Consider the following 22,563-nt stretch of genomic DNA (forward strand, 5'->3'; position numbering starts at 1 on the left):
GCGGCCCCGGGGGGCCGCCGGTTAGGCGCCGTTTCTTGCTCCTTCGTCGCCTACGAAACGGCGCCTAACCGGCGACCCGGCCGCGACGCCGCTTCGCGGCGATCCCTCCTCGAGGTCGGGATGTGCGGGGCTGGGAGTGCGGGAGGCTGCGGCCTTGGGGCCGGGATGGTTTCGTCGGGTCAGGACTCGCGGATGAAGTCGTTGAGGTTGGTGCGGATGTAGGCGAGGACGCGGTCTTCGAAATCGGGGGGTTCGTTGATGTCGTAGATCTCGTCGGGGTCATCGGCGCGGTCGCCGGTGGGGTGGCGGATCTGGGCGGGGTTGGCGAGGACCTGGTGTTCGTCTTCGAAGAATCGGTCCAGGTTGTCGGTGGGGGAGCTGGGGGAGGCGTCGCGGGCGGCGATGATGGCGGCGGCGGCGAGGGTTGGCATGCCTGCGGCGCGTAATCCGCGTGTGGCCCAGGGGAGTTCGCTGCGGCGGGTGCGCAGGTAGCTGGTGAAGCCGCCGTCCAGGACGGTGGTGTGCAGGCTGGTCAGGGCCAGCAGGTGGGTGAAGGCGGGCGGGAGCTGTGCGAAGGCGCCGATGCCGAGGCGCTGGAGTTCGTCGGTTGCGGGGTTGGACCAGAACAGGATGTCGGCGGCGTCGTGGATGCTGTCGACCTCGGCGAGCGCGGCGATCAGGGTGGCTCGGGTTCGCGCCGGGAATCGATGGTCCATGAGGGCAGTATCGAGGACGGACCGGCGCTCGGCATCGGCGGGACGGCCCGACCGGGCGTGGACGTCCGTCGATCGTGCTCGTGCGGTGTCGGGACGGCGCGGACCGGGCGCGGAGTCCGCCAATCGTGCTCAGGCGGAGTGCAGGTGGACGCCCGCGCCGCGCAGGGCCGTCAACGCGGCCTCGGTGGTGTCGGGGGCGACGCCCGCCGTGAGATCCAGCAGGACGGTGGTGTCGAAGCCGGCGGTGTGCGCGTCCAGGGCGGTGGCGCGCACGCAGTGATCGGTGGCGATACCGACGACGTCGACGGAGTCGATGCCCCGGGCGCGCAGCCAGTCGGTGAGGGTGGTGCCGTCGGCGGCGGCACCCTCGAAGCCGGAGTAGGCGGCGGTGTATTCGCCTTTGCCGAAGACCTCCTCGACCGTGGTGAGGTCCAGATTCGGGTGGAAGTCGGCGCCGGGGGTGCCGACCCGGCAGTGCGGCGGCCAGCTGTCGACGTAGTCGGGGGTGTCGGAGAAGTGCGCGCCGGGATCGATGTGCCAGTCGCGGGTGGCGACCACCGCGTCGTAACGGGTGCGGGCCAGATGCGCGCTGATCGCGGTCGCCACCGCCGCCCCGCCCGCGACCGCGAGCGAACCGCCCTCACAGAAGTCGTTCTGTACGTCCACGATCACCAGGCCACGCGCCATCGCCGAATCCCTCCACCGTCGTTCGTTCTCATTCTCCGCCGCCGCGCCGGCCACGGCCACCCGGTCAGCCCAGGAACGTGGTCGGCACCGCAGGCTCGCCCGCGGACAGCTTCAAGCCCTCCCACGGCAGGCTGACCAGCCCGCGCGCGACCAGCTCCCGGCTCTGCGCGAGGGTCGCGGCCGGTTCGACCACCGCGCCCGCCCGCACCAGCGGCACCTGCAGCTCGCGCACCTGGAACCCGTTCGTCGCCGGCGCCGGTCCGTCGGCCGGGTAGACGATCTCCTCCACGATCGTGCCGGTCGCGCGCGCCAGCCGCACCGCCTTCTTGGTGCCGCCGCGCGACTGCTTGTGGCTGGACCGTTTGGCCACCGGAACGCCGTCGACCTCGACCAGCTTGTAGACCATGCCCGCGGTCGGCGCGCCGGAACCGGTGACCAGCGCGGTGCCGACGCCGTACACGTCGACCGGTTCGGCGCGCAGCGCGGCGATGGCGTACTCGTCCAGATCGCCGGAGACCACGATCCGGGTGCCGGTGGCGCCGAGCCCGTCGAGCTGGTCGCGGACCTGCCTGGCCAGCACGCCCAGATCACCGGAATCGATCCGCACGCCGCCCAGCTGCGGCCCGGCGACCTCGATGGCGGTCGCGACACCTCGGGTGATGTCGAAGGTGTCGACCAGCAGGGTGGTGCCGATGCCGAGCGCGTCGATCTGGCTGCGGAACGCGGCGGCCTCGTGCTCGCCGTCGGCGCCGCTGTGCAGCAGGGTGAACGCGTGCGCGCTGGTGCCCGCGCCCGGCACGCCGAAACTGCGCACCGCCTCGAGATTGGAGGTGGCGTCGAAACCGGCCAGGTAGGCCGCGCGCGAACTCGACGGCGCGGCCAGCTCGTGGGTGCGGCGCGAGCCCATCTCGATGGTCCGCCGCCCGGCTGCCGCGCTGACCATCCGCGCGGCCGCCGAGGCGATCGCGCTGTCGTGGTTGACGATCGACAGGATCAGCGTCTCCAGCAGGACACATTCGGCGAAACTGCCGCGCACCGACACGATCGGCGAGCCGGGGAAGTACAGCTCGCCCTCGGCGTAGCCGTCGATATCGCCGGTGAAGCGATATTCGCGCAACCACTCGACCGTGGCCTGATCGAGGAATTTCGCGGCGACCGCGAGCTCGGCGGGGCCGAAGCGGAAATGGGTCAGGGCGTCGAGCAACCGGCCGGTCCCCGCGACGACGCCGTAGCGACGTCCGTTCGGCAACCGCCGGGCGAACACCTCGAAGGTGCACCGGCGGTGCGCCGAACCGTCGGCCAGGGCCGCGGCCAGCATGGTCAGCTCGTACTGATCGGTCAGCAGCGCGGTGCTGGCGGACTCGTCACGGATCTGCACACGGGAAACTGTAGTCACCGCGGGTGTTGTTTCTGCGTGGCTCCGTCGTACCCTGGGGTTTATGGCCGTGTGCAATACCGTCCGGACCGGCGCCGTCACCGACGCCGTGAACACCACTCTGTCGGCGCCACAGGCTACGCCGGAAACCATCGAACACACCGAGATCCTCGAGGCGGAGGACCGGCCGTGGGTGACCGTGGTCTGGGACGACCCGGTGAACCTCATGCACTACGTCACCTACATCTTCCAGAAACTGTTCGGCTACAGCAAAGCCAAGGCGACCGAGCTGATGCTGCAGGTGCACAACGAAGGCAAGGCGGTGGTCTCCTCGGGATCACGCGACAAAATGGAGCAGGACGTCCGACGCCTACACGCCGCGGGGCTCTGGGCAACCATGCAGCGCGACGACTGAGTACCGTGGCCCTGTGCGCAAGTGGAGCCGAAAGAACTCGCTGAGTGGCCTGAAGCTTCGATCCGAAATGGACGAGCACGAGGCCACCGTGCTGCGCTCGCTGATCGGCGCCGTCTCCGGTCTGCTCAGCGACCGGGCAGGCGAGGCCCCCGAGGACGAACTCGCCGCCCTCACCGGCCTGCGCACCGGCAACTCCACCCCACCCGAGGACCCGCAGCTGCTGCGCCTGCTGCCCGATTTCCACCGCGCCGAGCCGGGTTCTCCCGACGCCAAGCGCGCCGATCTCAACAGCGCGCTGCGCAGCCTGCACGAGCCGGAGATCATCGACGCCAAACTCGCCGCGGGCCGGGTCGTGCTCGACAGCTGCCCGGAGACCGGCGGCAAGATCGTGCTCACCCCCGAACAGGCCGACGGCTGGCTGGCCGCGCTCACCGACGTCCGCCTGGCGCTGGGCACCCTGCTCGACATCGATGACGACACGCCCGAACATTTCGATCCCGACGACCCGCGCGCCCCGCATCTGGACGTCTACCACTGGCTGACCTGGATGCAGGACTCGCTGCTGCAGGCGCTGGCGCCCTGATCCGGGGCTAGCATCCGACAGATGCGCAACACGCCGGGAGCCCGCAACGCGATCACCGATGTATCCGGCGTGCTCGTCGGCCACTGGCAGCACCTCGACGACGACGTCACGCTCGGCACCGGGGCGGCCACCGGCTGCACCGTGGTCCGCGTTCCCGGTGGCGCGACCGCCGCGGTCGACGTGCGCGGCGGCGGGCCGGGCACCAGGGAAACCGATCTGCTCGACCCGGCCAACACCGTCCGTCAGCTGCACGCGGTCCTGCTCACCGGCGGCAGCGCCTACGGCCTGGCCGCCGCCGACGGTGTGATGCGCTGGTCGGAGGAACACGGCGAGGGCATCCCGATGGACCCGGCCGATCCGGGCCGGGTGGTGCCGATCGTGCCCGCCGCGGTCATCTTCGATCTTCCGGTGGGCGCGTGGGACATCCGGCCCGACGCCGATGCCGGGTTCCGCGCCACCGAGGCGGCCTCGGCCGAGTTCGCCCGCGGCACCGCCGGGGCGGGCGTCGGTGCGCGGGCCGGTGCGCTGAAAGGCGGAATCGGTTCGGCGAGTGTGGTTCTCGGCGAGGGGCCGGGGGAGGGGATCACCGTCGGCGCGGTGATCGTCGCCAATCCGGTGGGTTCGGTGGTCGATCCGCGCACCGGACTGCCGTGGGGCGCGGGCACCGACGGGCCGGAGTTCTTCGGGGTGCGCGCGGGCACGCCGGAGCAGATCGCCGCGCTCGCCGACCTCCCGGTGAAGGGGACAGTGCTCAACACCACGATCGGCGTCGTCGCCACCGATGCCGCGCTCGACCCGGCGGGCTGCCGCAGGCTGGCCGCCACCGCGCACGACGGGCTCGCCCGCGCGATCCGGCCCGTGCACTCGCCACTGGACGGCGACACGCTGTTCGCGCTGGCCACCGGCGCGATCGAGGTGGCGCCGGTGCCGATGCCGCCCGCGTTTCCCGCCGATCTGCTGCTGCTCGACCAGCTGTGCACCGCGGCGGCCGTCGTCGTCGAACGCGCGGTCGTCGACGCCGTGCTCAGCGCCACCTCGATCGCCGGGATCCCGGCCTACCGCGACCTGTTTCCCGGCTGATCCGCGACCGCCCAGCGGACCGGAGTGCGCACCCCGCGGAATAGCCGAATAGGGTGAGTCGTTGTCGAGACTGGTGCTCGGCACCGCTGGAACAGGATGTGGAAAGGGCCGACAAGTGCTGGTGATCAGGGCCGATCTCGTTGACGCGATGGTGGCGCACGCCCGCGCCGACCACCCCGACGAGGCCTGCGGAATCATCGCCGGGCCCGAGGGCAGCGACCGCCCGCAACGTTTCGTGGCCATGCTCAATGCCGAACGCTCGCCCACCTTCTACCGGTTCGACTCCGGGGAACAGCTGCGCGTGTGGCGCGCGATGGACGACGCCGACGAGACCCCCGTCGTGATCTACCACTCGCACACCGCCACCGAGGCCTACCCCAGCCGCACCGACATCTCCTACGCCGCCGAGCCCGACGCGCACTACGTGCTGATCTCCACTCGCGATCCGGAGCACCACGAGCTGCGCAGCTACCGCATTCTTGACGGCGAGGTCACCGAGGAACCGGTGCGCATCGTCGAGTCCTACGACGCCTGAACCCACCGAACGAAGTCATCACCGAGGAGTCACCATGCCGGTCACCGTGTCCATCCCCACCATCATGCGTGGTCTCACCGGAGGCGAGAAGCGAGTCCAGGGCGAGGGCTCGACCCTGTCCGCGCTGATCGACAACCTCGAATCCAGCCACCCCGGCCTGGCCGAGCGCCTGCTCTCCGGCGGCAAGCTCAACCGCTACGTCAACATCTACGTCGACGACGAGGACGTGCGCTTCGCCGGCGGCCTCGACGCCGAAGTCCCCGCAGGCGCCTCGGTCACCATCCTGCCCGCCGTGGCCGGCGGCGCCTGAACCCGTGGCCCGCTACGAATCGCTGATCGCGACCCTCGGCAACACCCCGCTCGTCGGATTGCAGACCCTGTCCCCGCAGTGGGACGGCGACGACCACGTGCGGCTGTGGGCCAAGCTCGAGGACCGCAACCCGACCGGTTCGATCAAGGACCGGCCCGCGCTGCGGATGATCGAACAGGCCGAGGCCGACGGGCTGCTCACCCCCGGCTGCACCATTCTGGAGCCGACCAGCGGTAACACCGGGATCTCGCTGGCCATGGCGGCCAAGCTCAAGGGCTACCGGATCGTGTGCGTGATGCCGGAGAACACCTCGGTGGAGCGGCGTCAGCTGCTCACCATGTTCGGCGCCGAGATCATCGACTCGCCCGCCGCCGGTGGCTCCAACCAGGCGGTGGCGATGGCCAAACAGATCGCCGCCGAGAATCCCGACTGGGTGATGCTCTACCAGTACGGCAACCCGGCCAACGCGCTCGCCCACTACGAGAACACCGGCCCCGAACTGCTCGCCGACCTGCCCGAGATCACCCATTTCGTCGCCGGTCTCGGCACCACCGGCACCCTCATGGGCACCGGCCGCTACCTGCGCGAACAGGTACCCGGCATCGAGATCGTGGCCGCCGAACCGCGCTACGGCGAACTGGTCTACGGCCTGCGCAATATCGACGAGGGTTTCATCCCCGAGCTCTACGACGAGAAGGTCCTCACCACCCGCTTCTCGGTCGGGCCCTACGACGCGGTCAAGCGCACCAGGGAACTGGTCGGCGAGGAAGGCATCTTCGCCGGGATCTCCACGGGCGCGATCCTGCATGCGGCTCTCGGTATCGGCAAGAAGGCGCTGAAGGCGGGTCGGCGGGCCGATATCGCGTTCGTGGTGGCCGATGGTGGCTGGAAGTACCTGTCCACCGGCGCCTATGACGGGACGCTCGAAGAAGCCGAGGAGCGGCTCGACGGCCAGCTCTGGGCGTGAGGGCCGCGAGTGCGCTGATGCGCGGTTTCCGGCGGAGTGTCGGGGGCAGTCGGTACGCTCGACGTAGTGGGCTTTCGGCTGTCCCTTGCTCGGATGGAGGCGATGTCGGTGGGTGGTATCGGGGCGTCGTTCGATCCTGATCGGATCGCCGGCTTACAGGGGCGCGGGTCGGTGCCTGCGCGGCGGAAGGCGGTGTGGGCGCAGGCGGGGGTGCTGATCCTCGGGTTCGTCGCGGCGCTTTATGTGATCGAGGGGATCGATGTGATCCTGTCGCGCGATCAGCCGCCGGGGACGCTGAATCAGCTCGACGGGGCCGGGATCGAGCCGCGGGAGATGAGTGGGCTCGACGGGATTCTGTGGGCGCCGCTGCTGCACGGTGGATGGGATCATCTGCTGGCCAATACGCTGCCGTTGCTGGTGCTCGGGTTCGTGGTGCTGCTGTCGGGGATCGGGCGCGGGCTCGCGGCTACGGCGATCATCTGGGTGGTCGCGGGAGTCGGTACCTGGCTGACCGCCTCGTCGGGGAGTGTGCATCTGGGGGCGTCGTCGATCGTGTTCGGCTGGCTGACCTATCTGATCTGCCGTGGCTGGTTCGCGCGCAATGTCGGGCAGATCGTGATCGGCCTGGTGATCTTCCTGATCTACGGCTCCATGCTGTGGGGAGTGCTGCCCAGCGACCCCCGAATTTCTTGGCAGGGACATCTTTTCGGGGCGGTGGGTGGAGTCCTGGCGGGCTGGGTACTCTCGTCAGATGAACGTCGACGCCGCCGTGGAGCATCGGTCGGCCGCGCAGTACCTACGCGGTAGCCGGGGATCCGGTCTGGAAATTGGGGGGATCCTGCATTGAGCACCAGCACGTCGTGGCAGCATGGGGGCATGCGCCTAACCGTCCTCGGGTGCTCGGGCAGCGTGTCCGGCCCGGACTCGCCAGCGTCGGGCTACCTGCTGACGGGTCCCGATATGCGGCCGACCGTCATCGACTTCGGCCCCGGCGTCTTCGGCGCGCTGCAGAAGTACCAGAACCCGGGTGACATCGACATCTTCCTCACCCACCTGCACGCCGACCACTGCCTCGACCTGCCCGCCCTGCTCGTCTGGCGGCGCTACCACCCGAACCCGCCGACCGGTAAGGCCCTCGTGCGCGGCCCGTCCGATGCTCCGCTGCGGATCGGCAATGCCTCGGCCGAGATCGGCGGCGAGACCGACGACTGGTCCGACGTGATCGATTCCCAGGCGTGGGTCGAGAACACCCCCCTCCCATTCGGCCCCGGCCACACCGTGGAGGCCCGGCGGATGTACCACCCGCCGGAGTCCTACGGCCTGCGCATCACGGCCAACGATGGCCGCGTCTTCGTCTACACCGGCGACACCGCCATGTGCGATGCCGTGGTCGAGCTGGCCCACGGCGCCGATGTGCTGATGGCCGAGGCGTCCTGGACCCACGATCCGGCGAATCGTCCTCCGGGCATCCATCTTTCGGGTACCGAGGCCGGTGAGATCGCCACCCGGGCCGGCGCGAAGGAACTGCTGCTCACCCACATTCCGCCGTGGACCTCGCGCGAGGACGTGATCGCCGAGGCGAAGGCCGCTTTCGCCGGTCCGGTGCACGCGGTGTCCCCCGGTGAGACCTTCGATCTCTAGCCGCCCCGCACGCCCCCGCCCCGGACAGGTCGGCGCTGCCCCTACACTATCCGCGTGTCGAGACGAGCCGATGGTAGGGCGGATGACGAACTCCGCGAAGTGAAGATCACCCGGGGTTTCACCTCGCACCCGGCAGGGTCGGTGCTGGTGGAATTCGGGCAGACCAGGGTGATGTGCACGGCCAGCGTCACCGAGGGGGTGCCGCCGTGGCGCCGCGATTCCGGTCTCGGCTGGCTGACCGCCGAGTACGCGATGCTGCCCGCCGCCACCCACACCCGCAGCGGTCGTGAGTCGGTCAAGGGCAAGGTCGGTGGGCGCACCCAGGAGATCAGCAGGCTGATCGGGCGTTCGCTGCGGGCCTGTATCGACCTGGCCGCGCTCGGCGAGAACACCATCGCCCTGGACTGCGATGTGCTGCAGGCCGACGGCGGCACCCGCACCGCCGCCATCACCGGCGCCTACGTGGCCCTGCACGACGCGGTGACCTACCTGGCCGCCGCGGGCAAACTGGCCGACCCGCAGCCGATCTCGTGCATGATCGCCGCGGTCAGCGTCGGCGTGGTCGACGGCCGGGTGCGCCTGGACCTGCCCTACGAGGAGGACTCGCGCGCCGAGGTCGACATGAATGTGGTCGCCACCGACACCGGCACGCTGGTCGAGATCCAGGGCACCGGCGAGGGCGCCACCTTCCCGCGGTCGACCCTGGACAAGCTGCTCGACTCGGCCCTGGCCGGCTGCGAGGAGCTGTTCGCGGTGCAGAAGGCCGCGCTGGCGCTGCCCTACCCGGGCACGCTGCCCGAGCCCGCCGCGAAGAAGTAGCCGTGACCGCGCGGGTGCTGGTGGCCAGCCGAAATGCCAAGAAACTGAAGGAACTGCGCCGGATCCTCGACGAGGCGGGGGTGGCCGGCATCGAGCTGGTCAGCCTGGCCGACATGCCACCGTACGAGGAGGCGCCCGAGACCGGCGCCACCTTCGAGGAGAACGCGATCGCCAAGGCCCGCGACGGTGCGCTGGCGACCGGATTGCCCTGTGTGGCAGACGATTCCGGCATCGAAGTGGACGCGCTCAACGGCATGCCCGGTGTGCTGTCGGCCCGCTGGTCGGGTCGCCACGGCGACGACGCGGCCAATAACGAGTTGCTGCTCGGCCAGCTCGGCGACGTCCCCGACGAGCGCCGCGGCGCCGCCTTCGTCTCCACCTGCGCGCTGGTATTGCCCGACGGCACCACCACCGTGGTCCGCGGCGAATGGCCCGGCGCCATCGCCCGCGCCCCCCGCGGCGAGGGCGGCTTCGGCTACGACCCCCTGTTCCTGCCCGAAGGCGGCACCGGCAGCGCCGCCGAACTCACCCCCGCCGAGAAGGACGCCGTCTCCCACCGCGGCCGCGCCCTCACCCAGCTCCTCCCGGCCTTGGCCGCCCTCGCCTGATCAAGATCATCAGGCCATGAGGGATTTTCCTTCTCGGGCGATGTCTCCCTGGTGGCCTGGTGATCAACTGACCAGGTGATGTGAACGACGAACGGCCGCCGCTGCGAGCACGCAGCGGCGGCCGTTCGCGGTGGTGTCAGAGGTTGAACCGGGTTTTGACGTCGTTGGCGTTGCGGTGTTCGACGAAGAAGGACAGGAACGGGATGGTGCCGGCGATGAGGGTGCCGACGGTGCGGCCGATGGGCCAGCGGATCTTGACCGCGAGGTCGGCGGTGACGAGCAGGTAGGCGAAGTACACCCAGCCGTGCACGACCGCGATCCAGCTCGGGGTGTCGACGTCGAAGCCGTACTTGGCGACCATCTCGAAGGTGAGCAGCAGCAGCCACAGGCCGGTGACCCAGGCGAGGACCCGGTAGCGCAGCAGCGCCGAGGCGATCTTGGCAGTGCTCACCCCGGCCGCCGGTGTGCCGGTGTCCTTGTCCAGCGACGGTGCGGTGGTGTTGTTGTCGGTCACCCGGCGTTCCTCTCAGGGGCGTGCAGACCGGCCGTGCGGACCTGCGCATCGATGTCGCTGGCGTGCAACTGCGCCAGGTACTGGTTGTAGGCGACGGTCTCCGGATCGTCCGCGGCCGCGGCGGTGGGCCGTTCGGGCAGGATGCCTGCGGGGATCTCGCGCGGTGCCTCGGCCTTGCGGGGGCGCTGGTCGGCGGGTGCCTCGGCCTCGCGTTCCAGCCGCACGAACCGCACGTAGGCGAACACCGCGAACCCGGCGAACAGCGGCCACTGCAGGGCGTAGCCGAGGTTCTGGCCGGTGCCCGACGACGACTCGAACCGCTCCCACTGCCACCAGGCCAGCGCGAGACAGCCCAGCGCGACAACGATGACCAGCGCGATCAGAGCCGGTCGATTGTGCGCCGGGCGGGGAGAGGAAGCGGACACGCGCTCCACGGTACCCGCCTACTACAGGGTGCGTAGGACCAGGTCGAGCGTCAGAACTTGTAGGTGACGCCGGTCATCCGCTCGGATTCCTCCCACAGCCTGCGCAACAGCTCCGGATTGCGGGAGATGGCGCTGGACGGGCACGCCTCGACCGGCCCCTGGGACTGCATCCACTTGTTGGGTCCCCAGTAGACGGTGGGGTCGGCGGCCGGTTCGGTGGCGGCGAAGAGGCTGGAGTAGGCGGCCCGGTAGGGCGGGTGGCCGATGAGTTTGATGAACGGTTTGCTCACCCGGTCCAGCGGGGTTTCGGTGCGGGCGAACAGGTCGGTGGCCGAGACACCGGGGTGCACGGCGTAGGACTTCTTGGCCGAGCCCGCCTCGGCGAGCCTGCGCTGGAGTTCCCGGCCGAACATCAGGTTGGCCAGCTTGGCCTGGGCGTAGGCGAGATTGCGCTGGTAGCGGCGGTGCTCGTAGTTGAGGTCGTCGATCCACAGCTTGGGCGTCTGCTTGTGGGCGATGCTGGCCAGGGTGACCACGCGGTCGGTGATGCGGTCGAGCAGCAGGCCAGTGAGCGCGTAGTGGCCGAGGTGGTTGACGCCGAACTGGGTCTCGAACCCGTCGGCGGTGCGTGAGAACGGGATGTTCATCAGGCCCGCGTTGTTGATCAGGACGTCGAATTCGCCCTGCTGGTCGGCGAAGGCGCGCACGGAAGCCAGGTCGGCCAGGTCCAGGGTGGCCACGCGGACATCGCCGGGGATGGCGTCGGCGATCGGCTGGGCCTTGGCGGTGGTGCGGCAGGCCATGATCACCGTGGCGCCCTTGGCGGCGAGGACCTTGGTGGTCTCGGTACCGAGGCCGCCGTTGGCCCCGGTGATCACGAACGTGCGCCCGGTCTGGTCCGCGATGTCAGTTGGTTTCCATGCCATGCGCGTATCTTACTCTGGAGTAAGATAGGAAGGGAAGGGTCAGCCGAGCAACCCGGCCAGCGTGCCCGCACAGCTCGGCCTGCGCAACTTGGTCATCGCCTTGGCCTCGATCTGCCTGGCCCGCTCCCGCGAGACACCGAGCTCGGACCCGACCTCCTCCAGGGTGCGGCCCTCGCCACGATCGAGTCCGAAACGCAGCCGGATGACCGCGGATTCGCGTTCGGTCAGCCCGGCCATCGCCGTCTCCACATAGCCGCGCAGCAGCTGCCCGGCCACCACGTCGGCCGGCGCGGGCGCGGCGTCGGGCAGCAGCGCGCCCAGCTCGGTGTCCTCGCCGACCGGCGCGTGCAGCGAGACCGGCTCGGCCTCGAGTCGCAGCATCGTCTCGACCTGGGTCACACTGATCTGCGCGGCCGCGGCCAGCTCCGCCACCGTGGCTGCCCGGCCCAGCTGATGGGCCAGCTCGCGACGCACCCGGATCACCCGGTGCAGCACGTCGGCGATATTGGCGGGCAGCCGGATGGTGCGCCCCTGATCGGTGAGCGCGCGGCCGATGGCCTGGCGGATCCAGTAGGTCGCGTAGGTGCTCAGTTTGAGTCCGCGCCGATGGTCGAACTTCTCCACCGCGCGCATCAGCCCGAGGGTGCCCTCCTGGATCAGGTCCAGCAGCGACATCCCGGTGTTGGTGGGGAACCGTCGCGCGATCGAGACGACCAGGCGCAGATTCGCCCGCACCATCCGGTCTTTCGCGTGCTGCCCCGCGAGCTCGGTGCGGTGCAGCAGTTCTCGGCGGTCGGCGGCGAGTTCTATGCCGGCCGCGGCGTGCTCGTCCAGCTCGGCGCGGGCCGCGACGCCCGCGGCGATACGGGCGCCCAGCGCGTATTCCTGTTCGGCGGTGAGCAGGGGAGTGCGGGCGATCGAGGTCAGGTAGTCGCGGACGGGGTCGGCGGTGACAGTCAAGCGTCGGGGCTCGCGTTGCATGAACACAAACTTAGAGTCGACCTAAAAATATGTCAATACTATTTTTGGGTCGACTTCAGCTACGCTTGTCCGCATGACCACACAGGGGCTTCGCGCCAGGAAGAAGCAGCAGACCAAGGAACAGATCTCGCACCGGGCGACCGAACTGTTCCTCGAGCGCGGCTTCGACAAGGTGACCATCGCCGATGTCGCCGCCGCCGCCGATGTCGCCAAGATGACCGTCACCAACTACTTCCCCCGCAAGGAAGATCTCGCCCTCGACCTCGGACCGGTCTACATCGGGCAGCTGGCCGCCGTCGTGCGCGAGCGCGCGCCGGGGGAGTCCGCGCTGGCTGCCCTGCGCGGCGCCTACCTCACCGCGGTCGAGGCTCAGGATCCGGTGATCGGCTTCAGTGGGCGCCCGTTCGCGGTGATGATCACCGACAGTCCCGCCCTGGTGGCGCGGCTGCGCGAGTTCCACGAACTGCGCGAGGTGGCGCTGGCGGAGGTGCTCGCCGAGGTGACGGGTGCGGCGCCCGGCGACATCACCCCGCGGGTGGCCGCGGCCCAGCTCGCCGGTGTGCAGCGGGTGCTGTTCGAGGAGATCCTGCGCCGCCTCCTGGCCGGCGAATCCGGTGATGAGGTCGCCGCCGCGCTGAGTGCCTACGCGCGCACCGCCTTCGGTGCACTCGAGCCGGGGTTGGGTTCCTACGCCGTGCGCTGAGGTCTCGGTCCGATTGCTGCCGTGTCACTGGCCGGTGTGACAACCGGGGAAAGCCCATACTGAGGCAATGCCGGACGGTGTTGCTGTAGACGAGCCAGTCGAGCCGATGAGCAGGACCAAGATCAACGTCATCTTCGCGACGGTGGTCCTCGGCATGCTCATGGCCGCGCTCGATCAGACCATCGTCTCGGCCGCGCTGCCGAGCATCGTCGCCGATCTGGGCAGCGCGGGACACATGGCCTGGGTCGTCACGGCGTATCTGCTGGCCGAGGCGGTGGCGACCGCGCTGGCAGGCAAACTCGGTGACCTGTTCGGCCGCAAACTGCTGTTCCAGATCAGCGCGATCATCTTCATCGCCGGGTCGGCGCTGGCCGGTGTCGCCAACGGGATGGCGGTCCTGGTCGTCGCGCGCGGTATCCAGGGCGTCGGCGCGGGCGGGTTGATGGTGACCTCGATGGCGCTGATCGCCGACACCATCCCGCTGCGTGAGCGCGGCAAATACCAGGGCGCGCTCGGCGCGGTGTTCGGGGTGACCACCGTCGTCGGGCCGACGCTGGGCGGGCTGTTCACCGATCACGCCAGCTGGCGCTGGTGCTTCTATGTGAACGTGCCGCTGGCGATCATCATGGTGCTGATGGCCGCGCGGACGCTGCCGCGGCTCAAGGCCGTCAGCCGGCCGGTGGTGGACTACCTCGGGATCGGGTTGATCGCGCTGGGCGTCTCGGCGCTGATCCTGGCGCTGGAGTTCGGCGGTGACGAATTCGGCTGGCTGTCCTGGCAGATCATCGGATTGTTCGCGCTGGCCGCGGTGCTGATCGTGTGGTTCGTCAAGGTCGAGAACCGGGCCGTCGATCCGATGCTGCCGATGCGGTTGTTCCGCAGCCGGGTGTTCACGGTGTGTTCGGTGCTCAGTTTCATCGTCGGCTTCGCGATGCTCGGCTCGATGACCTACCTGCCCGCCTACCTGCAATACGTCGACGGCGCGTCGGCCACCGAATCCGGGATCCGCACGCTGCCGCTGGTCGTCGGCCTGTTCGTCACCTCGATCTTCTCCGGGCAGGTGGTCGGGCGCACCGGGCAGTACCGGTACTTCCCGGTCGTCGGCATGGCGGTGATGGCGGTCGGGCTGTGGCTGATGTCGACGATGGGCCACGACACCAGCGCCTGGCTGGAATCGCTGTACATGCTGATCCTCGGCGCCGGGCTCGGTCTGTCGATGCAGGTGCTCACGATCGTCGTGCAGAACACGGTGCCCTACGCCGATCTCGGCACGGCCACCTCGGGCGTCACCTTCTTCCGCACGCTGGGCAGCGCGTTCGGTACCGCGGTGTTCGGCACGCTCTACTCCAATCAGAGCCAGTCGGCGCTGGCCGAGGCGATGCGGGAGGCGCCGGGCGTGCCGCCCGCGGCGGTGGCCGATCCGAAGGCATTGCGGGAGTTGCCGATCGAGCTGACCCGGCCGATCATCGACGCCTACGCGAATTCGATCGACTACGTCTTCCGCTGGGTGGTGCCGGTGGCGCTGATCGGTTTCGTGGTGGCCTGGTTCCTGCCGCAGGTCCGTCTACGCGACAGCGCCCGGCACGGCGCGGCCGATGTCGGCGAGGGCTTCTCGGTGCCCGATTCGCCGGACCGGATCGTCCAGCTGGAACGGTCGGTCGCCGGCACCGTGCGCCGGGCCAGGGCGAAGGGCCCGATCATGCCGCAGATCATCGCCGCCTCCGACAGCACCCTGTCCCCCGACGCCGCCTGGGCCCTGGCCCAGACCTACCTGCTCGGCAAACAAGACCACCCGGTCTCCGTGCACAGCATCGCCTTCCGGCACAAGGTCCCCGTCGAGATCCTGCTCCCGGTCTTCCGCCAAGCGGTCGAGGCCGACCTGGTCCACGACGACGCGGGCACCCTCACCCTCACCGAATCCGGCACCGTCGAAGTCGACAAACTCCGCACCGGCTGGCGCCGCTGGCTCGGCGACCGCCTCGACGACTGGAACACCGACGACCCCGCCGACCGCGCCCTCCTGGACCAGGCCCTCACCAATATCGCCGCCAAACTCCTCGACCAGGACACCGACCTCACCGTCAACGCCTGACCACGGCCCCGTGACACAGTGGATTGTCATGGGACACAACGACAACGACGCCGACCGCCTGCGCCGCATGGCGAGCCTGGCGACACCGATGGCCCTGCGGGTCGCGGTGACACTGGGTCTGCCGGACCGGCTCCTGCGCGACAGCGCCGAGGCCACCGAGCTCGCCGCCGAACTCGATGTCGACCCGGTCGCGCTCGACCTGCTCCTGGGCCACCTGGCGACGCTCGGTGTGCTGGAACCGAATTCCCCCGGCTACCGGACCACCGCATTCGGTGCGCACTTGTGCGCCGACGCGGACAACGGCTTCACCGACATCCTGTTGCGCCTGGATTCCGCCGCCGGGCGCGCCGAACTGGCCTTCGTCGAACTCGCGCACAGCATCAACACCGGTGCGGCCGCCTATCCGCGTCGCTACGGCCAGGACTTCTGGGCCGATCTCGCCGGATTCCCCGATCTCCGTGCGTCGTTCGACCGGCAGATGAGTCTGCGGTTCCACGGGCAGATCCCACATCTGGCCGGCGGATTCGACTGGTCGAGGTTCACGACGATCGTCGATGTCGGTGGCGGCCGGGGTGAGCTGCTCGCCGCGATCCTGCACACCCATCCATCGATGCGCGGCCACCTCGTCGACCTCGCGCCCACCGCCGCCACGGCGCGCGCTACCTTCGCCGCGCACGGGCTGAGCGACCGTGTCGACGTGAGCGCGGCCAGCTTCTTCGACGAGCTGCCCGCGGGGGCGGACGCCTACCTGCTCTGCGACATCCTGCACGACTGGGACGACGGGCACGCTCATCGCATTCTCGCGCGCTGTGTCGAGGCCGCCCGGCCGGACAGCCGGGTGCTGGTCGTCGAACCGGTCGGCGGCCGGCGGGCGATGACCGAGATGGATCTGGCGATGCTGGTGATCTTCGGTGGGCGGGAGCGGCGGATCGAGGAGTTCCGGGCGCTGGCCGACCCGCACGGGCTGGTCCTCGACGATGTCGTCGATCTGGCTGGTCAGCGCTGCCTGCTCGAATTCCGGGTCGGCTGACAACCCTGCTGGACGGGAAGCGAGACCTACGCCCCCGACACTCCCGGCGGCGAATTCGCCCGCCGCACCACCCCCGAAACCCTGGAAACCACCGGTGCTCTGCACATCATGCCGCCGGTCCCGCACTGGTACCGCGATCGCCTGGTTCTGGTGGGTGATGCGGTGCACGCGCCGTCGAACAGCTCGGGGCAGGGCGCTTCGCTGGCCATCGAGAGCGCCGTCCAGCTCGCCCGCTGCCTGCGCGATATCGAGACGCCGAGCGCGGCCTTCGCCGCCTACGAACAGCTGCGCCGCACCAGGGTCGAAGGGATCGCGGCCCGCGCGGCCAAGATCAACCACAGCAAGACACCGGGCCCGGTCGCCCGCCGGATGATGAACGCGATGATGCCGCTGATGGTCCGGACGGTGATGAATCCGGAGAAGACCATGGGCGGCGAACGTCGCTACCGCATCGACTGGGACGCGCCGGTCCAGCAGGAGCTGATCGCCGTGCGCTGAGCCGGGGCGCCCCGGAGCATCTAGCGCCCGGCGGGCTCGGGCACCGCAGACTCGGCGGGGGAGCGCACCGCCTGCCTGCCGCGCACCACGGTGAACACCGTGACGCACAGCGTCAGCCAGGTCAGCCCGATGACCCACCCCGCGAGCACATCACTGCACCAGTGCACACCCAGATAGATCCGCGACAAACCCACCGCGATCGGGAAGACGACAGCGACCACCGTCGCGACCACCCGCAACCAGTGCCCGCGCAGCTCGGGAATCAGGGTGACGGCCACGATGCCGACCACCACCGTGCTGCCGAGGGTGTGCCCGGACGGGAACGACAGGCTCGGTTCGGCGACCAGCCGGGTCAGCTCCGGCGGACGCTGCCTGCCGACGAGCTGCTTGATCACCACCACCAGCACCGCGGCGCCGAGCGCGGTGACCGCGACCAGCACCGCACGGGCCAGCTCGCGCCGCAGCGCGAACCAGCCCACCGTGGCCGCCGCCAGCGCGGTCATCGCGGCGGTGTCGCCCAGGTCGGTGACCACCCGGGCGATGGTGGTGAGCGGGTCGCCGCGGTGGGCGATCATCCAGTCGAGCACCCGCAGATCGAACCGGGTGATCGCGCCGCCGCTGTCGACCTGCCAGGTCAGCACCGCGATGAGCGCGACGGCGGCCGCGAGCAATGTCGCGGTGCGTGGCAGGTGACGGCCCAGCGCGGACCAGGCGAGCTCGTCGGGCGGTGGACGTCGAGTGGCGATCGGCATAACTACCAGATTGCCAGCTCCGGCGATCAGGCCTCGAAAACGACGGTGTTGCCCGCCACGTCGCGGGTGCCGGCGACCTTCTTGATCGCCTTCACCAGATCGGCGACGCTGTCCCAGGTGCGTGGGGGTTCGGCCTCGATATTGCCGATCGTGTACCAGGTGTCGGTACCCCGATAGCGGACCAGGCCCTTGCCGGTGTCGTCGAGCATGACATCGAGCTCGCCCGACACCGTCCCTTCCTCTTCGGTCATGACGGAGCTCTCGGCGGTGATCTCGATGGATTCGCTTATTTGAACTCTCCTCGACGGACGCACTCGTCGACTGCGGTGCGCAACGCGGTGTGCTCGGCGGTATCAACGGTCAGCGCGTACTTTATCTTCACCTTCACGTAGCGCTCGACATAGGCGCACCGGAATTCGCCGGGCGGCAGATAGTTCGCCGGGTCCTGATCACCCTTGGACCGGTTGGCCGAGGGATCGGCCGCGACCAGGTTGAGCGAGTCGTTGGCGATGCGCCGACGGGTGTCCTCGTCGCGATCGGCGGCGCCGGAGCGCCAGGCCTCGGCCAGCGCGACAATGTGTTCGGCGTCGACCTTGGACGGATCGGTGATGAACTTGTACGGCCCGAGCTTCCCGGTCTTCTTGTCCACGAAGCCGTAGTGGTCCTGCCAGCCCGCGCCGGCCGGCACGGTCAGATCGCAGGTCTTCGGGTCGAGGGTGACCTTGCCGGTGGCATCGCGCAGCATCATCACCTCGCGGCTGGTGCATTTGGTGTACTGCGCGAGGTCGCCGCCGAAGCCGTGTTCGGGCTTGTTGGTGTCCCAGTGCGGGAACTTCTCCCGGGTGTAGCCGGTCATCGGACCTTCCTTGGCCACCACGAGTTTCGCGACCAGATCGCCGATCTCCTTGCCCGACACCGTCGCCGCGCCCGCCGAGCCGGGACCGGGCACGGTCGGGTTCACCTTGTCCAGCAACGTGTTCGCCACGGTGAGCGCGATGGCGAACACCGCGGCGGCGACGAGCGCCAGCACGGCCTTCCCGATCGGGGAACCGCTGATCGAGGACCACTTCATGCCCGTACCACCACACGCTTTCGTCGAGAAATGAACCGGCACAACCTAACGGCCGCACCCGGGCGCCGTCGAGCGCAACGCGATAGCGTTCACCTATCGAGGTAGGTGACCACCGCAAACACCGGACAAACCGGTGGTGACGAATCTCACTGCTCAGTCGGCGAGGGTGGCCGCGTCCGGCGGAATTCCGGTGTCCAGGAAGCGGATCAGCCGGGCGATCCGGGCGGCGTGGTCGACGCAGCGCTGGAACTGACTGCCCAGCAAGGCCATATCGATCGCGGCGCCGCTGTCGAGGCCGGCGTCCGGTGCGGTGAGCAGGGTGCGCAGTTCGGCGCAGCGTGTGGTCATGGTCTCGGCGTCGGTGCCGTCCTCGTCGACGAAACGGCCGGTCGCCACCGCCGTGGCTACGCGCGCAACGCATTCCGCGGCAAGGTTTCCCATCGCGACGAGCGCGGCGACGACCGGCGCGGGCGCTACCGGGCTCGGGTGTGCCCGGTACACGTACTGGCCTGCGGTTTCGGTGCGGCGGCCGATGCGCGCCAGCTCGCCGGCGATCTGGATCGTGGTCACCACATGGCGCAGGTCGCGCGCGACCGGCGCCTGGAGCGCCAGCAGGGCCATGGTCCTGGCCTCGCAGGTGGCGAACATGGCCTGGAGCCGCTCGTCGAGGGCGAAGACCTCGTAGGTCGCGGCCAGGTCGGCGCGCGATAGTGCTTCGGTGACTCGCTCGGTCGCATCGTGGGCCAAGCGCGACATCAGGGTGAGCTCGTTGGCCAACTCGACGAGCTCGAGGGTGAACTGGGTCCGCACGCGCTGAATTGTTCCCCATGAGCCGTGCTGAGGGAATCCATCGGGGCGAACCCGCCGCGCGGATTCCGGGGCCGATTGCGTCCAGCTGGAAGGATGGAGGTCATGATCGCCGCATTGACGACCAGATGGACCACCTACGTACCGATTCTCGCCGCCCTCGTCCTCATTCTCAGCTGGGGGCGTTCGGTACCGGGATTGATTGTCGCACTGGTGAGTCTGGCGCTGGTCGGGGCGGTGCTGGCGGCGGTCTATCACGCGGAGGTGGTCGCGCACCGGGTCGGTGAGCCGTTCGGTTCGCTGGTGCTGGCGGTCGCGGTGACCGTGATCGAGGTGGCGCTCATCGTGACGATGATGATCTCCGGCGGGGAGAAGGCGACGTCGCTGGCGCGCGACACCGTCTTCGCGGCGGTGATGATCACCTGCAACGGCATCTTCGGTCTGGTGCTGCTGGTCGGGGCGCTGCGCAGGCGGGTGGCGGTGTTCAATTCCGAGGGCACCGGGGCCGCGCTGGCCACCGTCGCGACGCTGGCCACGCTGAGTCTGGTGCTGCCGACGTTCACCACCAGCAAGCCGGGTCCGGAGTTCTCGGTGGCGCAGCTGGCCTTCGCCGCGGTGGCCTCGCTGCTGCTCTACGGCCTGTTCGTGATGGTGCAGACGGTGCGTCATCCCGACGACTTCCTGCCGGTGGAGGACAGTGGCGCGGTCGACGACGCCGACGTGCACGACGCGCTGCCGTCCAACCGGGCCACGCTGATCAGCCTCGGGCTGCTCGTGCTCGCCCTGGTCTGCGTGGTCGGCCTGGCCAAGGTCGTCTCGCCGACGCTGGAGTCGGTGGTGGATTCGGCGGGCCTGCCGCAGTCGGCGGTCGGTGTGGTGATCGCGATGCTGGTGCTGCTGCCCGAGACGATCGCCGCGGTCAACTCCGCCCGGCGCAACCGGGTGCAGATCGGCCTGAATCTGGCGCTGGGTTCGGCGATGGCCAGTATCGGCCTGACCATTCCGGTGATCGCGATCGCGATGTTCTGGCTGAGCGGACCGCTGGTCCTGGGCCTGGGCGCCACCCAGATGGTGCTGCTCGCGCTGACCGTGGTGGTCGGCACGCTGACGATCGTGCCTGGTCGCGCGACGCTGCTGCACAGTGGCGTCCACCTGGCGTTGTTCGCGGCGTTCGTGTTCCTGGCGGCCAGTCCGTAGCTGGCGTGTTGCGGATCACATGGAGTGTGGATCTGTCATGGAAACGGTGAAATAGCGACCAGGGTCACCACCCGGAAATTTTGTTGTGACGCAGAGTACCGGTTAGCTTGCTGGCGTGATGTCCACCGATCTGCACGCCGCGAAGCGGGATACCACAAGCCAGATCGTCCGCAAGAATTTCGCCGATACCGTGGTGTCGTCGTTGCGGACTTTCGGGCGGGCGGTCGACCTCGCGCAGGAGTCGGTCACCGGCACCGTCACCGATGTCGCCCGCAGACAGTTCCAGTGGCGCGAGACGCTGGTGCAGGCCTGGCGCCTGATCACCGTCACCGCCATCCCCGCGATCCTGATGGCCATCCCGTTCGGGGTGATTGTCTCGATCCAGGTCGGCAACCTGATCCACAGCCTCGGCGCCGACTCCATGCTCGGCGCGACCGGCGGTCTGGGCGTCATCAAGCAGGGCGCCCCGATCGCGACCGGCTTCCTGCTCGGCGGCGCGGGCGCGGCGGCCATCGCGGCCGACCTGGGCGCGCGCACCATCCGCGAGGAGATCGACGCGCTCAACACCATGGGCATCAGCCCGGTGCACCGCCTGGTCATCCCGCGCATGATGGCGATGCTGATCGTCGCGCCGATGCTCAATGTGCTGATCATCTTCGTCGGCGTGCTGGCCGGCTACGCGGTCGCCGTCGGCGGACAGGGCGTGACGCCCGGCAGCTACTGGTCGACCTTCGGCTCCTTCGCCACCGCCGGTGACGTGTGGGTCTCCCTGCTCAAGGCACTGATCTTCGGGTTCCTGGTGGTGGTCATCTCGTGCCAGCGCGGCCTCGAGGCCAAGGGCGGTCCGCGCGGTGTCGCCGACGCGGTCAACGCGGCGGTGGTGCTCTCGGTGGTCTCGATCGCGATCGTGAACCTCCTGGCCACCCAGATCAGCGCCATGTTCCTGCCGACGAAGCTGGCGTGATGGCTGCCTCCTCCTACATCCCGACCTCGCTGCACTGGCTGCGCAAGCCGGCCCGCCTGGGCCGCAAGATCACCTCAGCGGGGGAATCGCTCGGCTTCGTTGCGGTGTTCGTCTGGCAGGTGCTGTCCTCGGTGCCGCTGACACTGCGCCGCTACCGCGACGAGACGCTGCGCGCGGTCACCGACATGACCTGGGGCCGCGGCTCGATCATCGTCGGCGGCGGCACCGTGCCGATGATGATCGTGCTGGGCCTGGTGATGGGCGCCTCGGTCGGTGTCGAATCCTTCGCCTCGCTCGACATGCTCGGCATGGGCCCGGTGACCGGCGTCATCTCGGCCTACGCCACCACCCGCGAGCTGGCCCCGATCGCGGCCGCCATCGGCTTCGCCGCCCAGGCGGGCTGCCGGATCACCGCCGAGATCGGCTCGATGCGCATCTCCGAGGAGATCGACGCCATCGAGGCGCTCGGCCTGCGCTCGGTGCCGTTCGTGGTCACCACCCGCGTCATCGCGGGCGCCATCGCCATCGTGCCGACCTTCCTGATCGCGCTGATCCTGTCCTACGGCGCCACCCGCGGCCTGCTGACGATGGTCTACGGCCAGTCCGCCGGCGTCTACGACCACTACTTCTTCCAGTTCATCTCCGGCTTCGACATGATCGCCGCGGTGATCAAGGTGGCCGTGTTCGGCACCGTCGTGATCCTGGTGCACAGCTATTTCGGATTCTTCGCCACCGGCGGCCCCGAGGGCGTCGGCATCGCCTCCGGCCGCGCGGTCCGGGCCAGCTCGGTGGCGATCGTCGCCATCGACATGGTGCTGTCGATCGTGCTGTGGGGCTTCAACTCGGCGATCAGTTTTACGGGGTGA

General features: G+C 69.3%; 28 protein-coding genes. 17 read left to right on the forward strand and 11 right to left on the reverse strand.

All coding sequences use genetic code 11. The features are described from left to right. Nucleotides 1-179: 179 nt before the first annotated feature. The 3 genes from ACFXK0_RS28040 to ACFXK0_RS28050 all read right to left on the reverse strand — a co-directional run bounded on the left by ACFXK0_RS28040 (nucleotide 180) and on the right by ACFXK0_RS28050 (nucleotide 2,781). Complete coding sequence (locus ACFXK0_RS28040) at nucleotides 180-716, reverse strand: hypothetical protein (protein WP_379414035.1); 537 nt, start codon at nucleotides 714-716, stop codon at nucleotides 180-182. A gap of 129 nt (nucleotides 717-845) precedes the next feature. Further along, nucleotides 846-1,403, reverse strand: a complete 558-nt coding sequence (locus ACFXK0_RS28045) for an isochorismatase family protein (RefSeq protein ID WP_379414037.1) — start codon at nucleotides 1,401-1,403, stop codon at nucleotides 846-848. Nucleotides 1,404-1,467: 64 nt separating this feature from the next. Continuing rightward, entirely contained in the window at nucleotides 1,468-2,781 is a 1,314-nt protein-coding gene (locus ACFXK0_RS28050; RefSeq protein ID WP_379414038.1) for a nicotinate phosphoribosyltransferase, read from the reverse strand. 61 nt (nucleotides 2,782-2,842) lie between these two features. Here ACFXK0_RS28050 and clpS point away from each other — a divergent pair, with 61 nt between their 5' ends. The 10 genes from clpS to rdgB all read left to right on the forward strand — a co-directional run bounded on the left by clpS (nucleotide 2,843) and on the right by rdgB (nucleotide 9,736). Further along, nucleotides 2,843-3,193, forward strand: a complete 351-nt coding sequence (gene clpS, locus ACFXK0_RS28055; RefSeq protein ID WP_379414040.1) for an ATP-dependent Clp protease adapter ClpS — start codon at nucleotides 2,843-2,845, stop codon at nucleotides 3,191-3,193. Between the two features lie 13 nt (nucleotides 3,194-3,206). Next, a complete protein-coding gene (locus tag ACFXK0_RS28060; RefSeq protein WP_379414041.1) occupies nucleotides 3,207-3,776 on the forward strand; it encodes a DUF2017 domain-containing protein in 570 nt (189 codons plus the stop codon). Between the two features lie 21 nt (nucleotides 3,777-3,797). Then, on the forward strand, nucleotides 3,798-4,856 hold the full coding sequence (locus ACFXK0_RS28065) for a P1 family peptidase (RefSeq protein ID WP_379414043.1): 1,059 nt from the start codon (nucleotides 3,798-3,800) through the stop codon (nucleotides 4,854-4,856). A 115-nt stretch (nucleotides 4,857-4,971) separates the two neighbouring features. After that, nucleotides 4,972-5,391 (forward strand): Mov34/MPN/PAD-1 family protein, encoded by a 420-nt coding sequence (locus ACFXK0_RS28070; RefSeq protein WP_379414044.1) that lies wholly within the window; start codon nucleotides 4,972-4,974, stop codon nucleotides 5,389-5,391. A 34-nt stretch (nucleotides 5,392-5,425) separates the two neighbouring features. Then, nucleotides 5,426-5,701 carry a MoaD/ThiS family protein gene (locus ACFXK0_RS28075; RefSeq protein WP_379414046.1) on the forward strand — a complete coding sequence of 92 codons (276 nt, stop codon included), beginning with the start codon at nucleotides 5,426-5,428 and terminating at the stop codon, nucleotides 5,699-5,701. A gap of 4 nt (nucleotides 5,702-5,705) precedes the next feature. Further along, nucleotides 5,706-6,668: a PLP-dependent cysteine synthase family protein gene (locus ACFXK0_RS28080; protein WP_379414047.1), complete on the forward strand. Its 963-nt coding sequence runs from the start codon at nucleotides 5,706-5,708 to the stop codon at nucleotides 6,666-6,668. Between the two features lie 102 nt (nucleotides 6,669-6,770). After that, on the forward strand, nucleotides 6,771-7,475 hold the full coding sequence (locus tag ACFXK0_RS28085; protein WP_379414090.1) for a rhomboid family intramembrane serine protease: 705 nt from the start codon (nucleotides 6,771-6,773) through the stop codon (nucleotides 7,473-7,475). Nucleotides 7,476-7,544: 69 nt separating this feature from the next. Further along, nucleotides 7,545-8,309 (forward strand): cyclic nucleotide-degrading phosphodiesterase, encoded by a 765-nt coding sequence (locus ACFXK0_RS28090; protein ID WP_379414049.1) that lies wholly within the window; start codon nucleotides 7,545-7,547, stop codon nucleotides 8,307-8,309. A 54-nt stretch (nucleotides 8,310-8,363) separates the two neighbouring features. Next, nucleotides 8,364-9,128 carry a ribonuclease PH gene (gene rph, locus ACFXK0_RS28095; RefSeq protein WP_379414051.1) on the forward strand — a complete coding sequence of 255 codons (765 nt, stop codon included), beginning with the start codon at nucleotides 8,364-8,366 and terminating at the stop codon, nucleotides 9,126-9,128. A gap of 2 nt (nucleotides 9,129-9,130) precedes the next feature. Further along, nucleotides 9,131-9,736, forward strand: a complete 606-nt coding sequence (gene rdgB / locus ACFXK0_RS28100; RefSeq protein WP_379414052.1) for an RdgB/HAM1 family non-canonical purine NTP pyrophosphatase — start codon at nucleotides 9,131-9,133, stop codon at nucleotides 9,734-9,736. A gap of 136 nt (nucleotides 9,737-9,872) precedes the next feature. On the opposite strand, the gene ACFXK0_RS28105 is transcribed toward rdgB, so the two are convergent. Genes ACFXK0_RS28105 through ACFXK0_RS28120 form a run of 4 tightly spaced genes read right to left on the reverse strand, consistent with a single transcriptional unit; the run spans nucleotide 9,873 to nucleotide 12,582 of the window. Then, a complete protein-coding gene (locus tag ACFXK0_RS28105) occupies nucleotides 9,873-10,220 on the reverse strand; it encodes a DUF3817 domain-containing protein (protein ID WP_379414092.1) in 348 nt (115 codons plus the stop codon). Between the two features lie 26 nt (nucleotides 10,221-10,246). Beyond that, nucleotides 10,247-10,675, reverse strand: a complete 429-nt coding sequence (locus tag ACFXK0_RS28110) for a transcriptional regulator (RefSeq protein WP_379414053.1) — start codon at nucleotides 10,673-10,675, stop codon at nucleotides 10,247-10,249. A gap of 50 nt (nucleotides 10,676-10,725) precedes the next feature. Continuing rightward, entirely contained in the window at nucleotides 10,726-11,601 is an 876-nt protein-coding gene (locus ACFXK0_RS28115) for an oxidoreductase (RefSeq protein ID WP_379414054.1), read from the reverse strand. A 39-nt stretch (nucleotides 11,602-11,640) separates the two neighbouring features. After that, nucleotides 11,641-12,582: an RNA polymerase sigma factor RpoD/SigA gene (locus ACFXK0_RS28120; RefSeq protein ID WP_379414056.1), complete on the reverse strand. Its 942-nt coding sequence runs from the start codon at nucleotides 12,580-12,582 to the stop codon at nucleotides 11,641-11,643. A gap of 73 nt (nucleotides 12,583-12,655) precedes the next feature. Here ACFXK0_RS28120 and ACFXK0_RS28125 point away from each other — a divergent pair, with 73 nt between their 5' ends. The 4 genes from ACFXK0_RS28125 to ACFXK0_RS28140 all read left to right on the forward strand — a co-directional run bounded on the left by ACFXK0_RS28125 (nucleotide 12,656) and on the right by ACFXK0_RS28140 (nucleotide 16,905). Beyond that, a complete protein-coding gene (locus tag ACFXK0_RS28125; protein WP_379414058.1) occupies nucleotides 12,656-13,285 on the forward strand; it encodes a TetR family transcriptional regulator in 630 nt (209 codons plus the stop codon). Between the two features lie 106 nt (nucleotides 13,286-13,391). Then, a complete protein-coding gene (locus ACFXK0_RS28130; protein ID WP_379414059.1) occupies nucleotides 13,392-15,377 on the forward strand; it encodes an MDR family MFS transporter in 1,986 nt (661 codons plus the stop codon). A gap of 28 nt (nucleotides 15,378-15,405) precedes the next feature. Beyond that, on the forward strand, nucleotides 15,406-16,407 hold the full coding sequence (locus tag ACFXK0_RS28135) for a methyltransferase (protein WP_379414061.1): 1,002 nt from the start codon (nucleotides 15,406-15,408) through the stop codon (nucleotides 16,405-16,407). A gap of 108 nt (nucleotides 16,408-16,515) precedes the next feature. After that, nucleotides 16,516-16,905: an FAD-dependent oxidoreductase gene (locus tag ACFXK0_RS28140; protein WP_379414062.1), complete on the forward strand. Its 390-nt coding sequence runs from the start codon at nucleotides 16,516-16,518 to the stop codon at nucleotides 16,903-16,905. A gap of 20 nt (nucleotides 16,906-16,925) precedes the next feature. On the opposite strand, the gene ACFXK0_RS28145 is transcribed toward ACFXK0_RS28140, so the two are convergent. From ACFXK0_RS28145 to ACFXK0_RS28160, 4 genes are all read right to left on the reverse strand, one after another. Further along, on the reverse strand, nucleotides 16,926-17,657 hold the full coding sequence (locus ACFXK0_RS28145; RefSeq protein WP_379414064.1) for a phosphatase PAP2 family protein: 732 nt from the start codon (nucleotides 17,655-17,657) through the stop codon (nucleotides 16,926-16,928). 26 nt (nucleotides 17,658-17,683) lie between these two features. Next, complete coding sequence (locus ACFXK0_RS28150) at nucleotides 17,684-17,908, reverse strand: hypothetical protein (RefSeq protein ID WP_379414065.1); 225 nt, start codon at nucleotides 17,906-17,908, stop codon at nucleotides 17,684-17,686. Between the two features lie 35 nt (nucleotides 17,909-17,943). Then, nucleotides 17,944-18,729 carry an HNH endonuclease family protein gene (locus ACFXK0_RS28155; protein ID WP_379414067.1) on the reverse strand — a complete coding sequence of 262 codons (786 nt, stop codon included), beginning with the start codon at nucleotides 18,727-18,729 and terminating at the stop codon, nucleotides 17,944-17,946. Nucleotides 18,730-18,882: 153 nt separating this feature from the next. Next, nucleotides 18,883-19,539: a phosphate uptake regulator PhoU gene (locus tag ACFXK0_RS28160; protein WP_379414069.1), complete on the reverse strand. Its 657-nt coding sequence runs from the start codon at nucleotides 19,537-19,539 to the stop codon at nucleotides 18,883-18,885. 102 nt (nucleotides 19,540-19,641) lie between these two features. Between ACFXK0_RS28160 and ACFXK0_RS28165 the strand changes: the two genes are divergently transcribed. The 3 genes from ACFXK0_RS28165 to ACFXK0_RS28175 all read left to right on the forward strand — a co-directional run bounded on the left by ACFXK0_RS28165 (nucleotide 19,642) and on the right by ACFXK0_RS28175 (nucleotide 22,563). Then, the gene (locus tag ACFXK0_RS28165; RefSeq protein WP_379414071.1) at nucleotides 19,642-20,733 is read left to right on the forward strand and encodes a calcium:proton antiporter; all 1,092 of its coding nucleotides are present in this window, start codon (nucleotides 19,642-19,644) and stop codon (nucleotides 20,731-20,733) included. Nucleotides 20,734-20,851: 118 nt separating this feature from the next. Next, nucleotides 20,852-21,697 carry an MlaE family ABC transporter permease gene (locus ACFXK0_RS28170; protein WP_379414094.1) on the forward strand — a complete coding sequence of 282 codons (846 nt, stop codon included), beginning with the start codon at nucleotides 20,852-20,854 and terminating at the stop codon, nucleotides 21,695-21,697. Next, nucleotides 21,697-22,563, forward strand: a complete 867-nt coding sequence (locus ACFXK0_RS28175; protein ID WP_379414072.1) for an MlaE family ABC transporter permease — start codon at nucleotides 21,697-21,699, stop codon at nucleotides 22,561-22,563. Before ACFXK0_RS28170 ends, ACFXK0_RS28175 begins: the two co-directional genes overlap by 1 nt.

This window comes from Nocardia sp. NPDC059177, assembly GCF_042755165.1.
In the GTDB taxonomy this organism is placed as follows: domain Bacteria; phylum Actinomycetota; class Actinomycetes; order Mycobacteriales; family Mycobacteriaceae; genus Nocardia.